This is a genomic window from Micromonospora phytophila (genome assembly GCF_023656545.1).
Taxonomy (GTDB): Bacteria; Actinomycetota; Actinomycetes; order Mycobacteriales; family Micromonosporaceae; genus Micromonospora; species Micromonospora phytophila.
Genome location: NZ_JAMOKF010000588.1, coordinates 1 through 1,729, shown reverse-complemented (window position 1 = coordinate 1,729; position 1,729 = coordinate 1). Strand labels below are relative to the sequence as shown.

General features: G+C 77.0%; 1 protein-coding gene. It reads right to left on the bottom strand.

Going from position 1 to position 1,729, the window contains the following annotated elements:
- Positions 1-94: 94 nt before the first annotated feature.
- A partial coding sequence (locus NCC78_RS31535) for a DUF4153 domain-containing protein (protein WP_308220982.1) occupies positions 95-1,729 on the bottom strand: 1,635 nt, incomplete at its 5' end.

Genomic DNA, 1,729 nt, shown 5'->3' with positions numbered 1-1,729 from the left:
GGCCGCTGTCCCGCCCGGGGCGACGGCGCGAGATCGTCGGCAGCGGCCACCCCGGCAGTCTCGCCTGATCGGCGGGATTGTCAAGGGTGCGCCGTCACCAGCGGCGGAGCCCCGGACAGTCCCGCGCGCCAACCTCCGCCGCATCCGCGTCGAGCAGCCCGCGGGCCCGCGACCGGCCGAGGTTGGCGGTGCGTACGCCGTCGTCGGGCAGTTCGGCGGCGATGTCGCGCAGCGCGCAGGAGCGCAGCGGCTCGGGCAGCCGGTCCAGGGCCGGCACCGCGTCGGCGGAGAGCCCGGCGACATACCCGACGTCCAGCCGACCGCTCTGCTGGTACCGGTCGACGTTGCGCTCGGCGATCAGGCGATCCGGGTCGGCCCCGGCCAGGCCGAGCAGCGCGAGCACCGCCGTGCCCAGCACCAGCCGAGGCAGCCAGCGGGCCCGCAACCGGATCGCGGCCACCCCGACGAGGACGAAGAGCAGCCCGAGCCAGAGCTCGACCGTCGCCACCACCAACCGCAGCCGGGTCGCCCCGTACGCGTCGGCGTAGACGTTCATCCGGTAGAGCGCCGACGCGACGACCACCAGGCTGAGCAGCGTCAGCGTGCCCAGGAGGAGACGGATCAGCAGCCGGTCGGCGCGGGTGCCGCGCGGGGCCCAGCGGGCCGCGCCGGCGATCACCAGGAGGGTGAGGGCGGAGACCGCGAGCAGCTGCCAGAAGCCGCTGCGCGCGTACTGGGCGTAGCTGAGGCCGGCGGTGCGCAGCACGTGCCCCGAGCCGCCGAAGAGCACGGTCAGCTGCACCAGCACGAAGGCGGCGAAGAGCAGGTCGAGCAGGGCCAGCGGGAGCGCCCACTCCAGCCGGCGGACCGGCCGGGCCGGCGCCGGGTGCAGGCCGTCCAGGTCGGGCGGCCGGGTGAGCAGGTACGCCCCACCGAGCAGCCCCGCACCGACCAGCAGGAAGCGGAGGACCCAGCCGATCACCCCGGACGACGAGACGTCGGGCAGCAGGTCCGCGAGCAGGTCGGCGAAGATCGCGTCGGCGGAGGAGAAGAGCAGACCGAAGAGGGCCAGCAGTCCGATCGAGACGGCCACGCTGGCCAGACTCCGCCCGACCCCGGGCCCGCCGGGCCGGGTGCGGGCCAGCCCGCGTACCGCCCAGGGCAGCGCCCGGACCGCCGCCAGCGGTGGCAGCACCGCTGACGCCAGCATCCCGATCGGCGTACGCCCGCCGGTGACCGCGAGCGTGGCGGTGGCGGTGGCGGCGATCAGGCAGAGGGCGAAGAGCCAACCGGCCGCCCGGACCGAGCCGACCGCCACCAGGGCGATGGTGGCGGTGGTCCAGACCAGCCGGACCGCCCGCCCCGGTGCCCCCGTGGCACCGGGACGGTCGGTCCCGCCCACCGGCGGTTTCGTGTTCCCCGGGGCCCCCGCCGCAGCGGGCCGGTTGGCCCCACCCGCCGAGGGGTTCGAGTGCCCCGGTGCCCTCGTGTCACCGGGACGCACGGCCGCCCCTACCTGCGGGTTCGTCGTGACCGCCGCGGGTGCCGTGCGGTCTGCGGGCGGCGCGGCGGCGGGCGGCGCGACGGGTGCGCTCTGCCGGCCTGCTGCGTTCCCCGGGACGGGACTGGTGGGGTGTGCGGACAGGCCGGCCACCACGGGCGGCGGGGTGACGCGGGGTCGGGCGGTGGCGACGGTGGTCAGCGCGCCGACGGCGGACAGGGCGGCCAC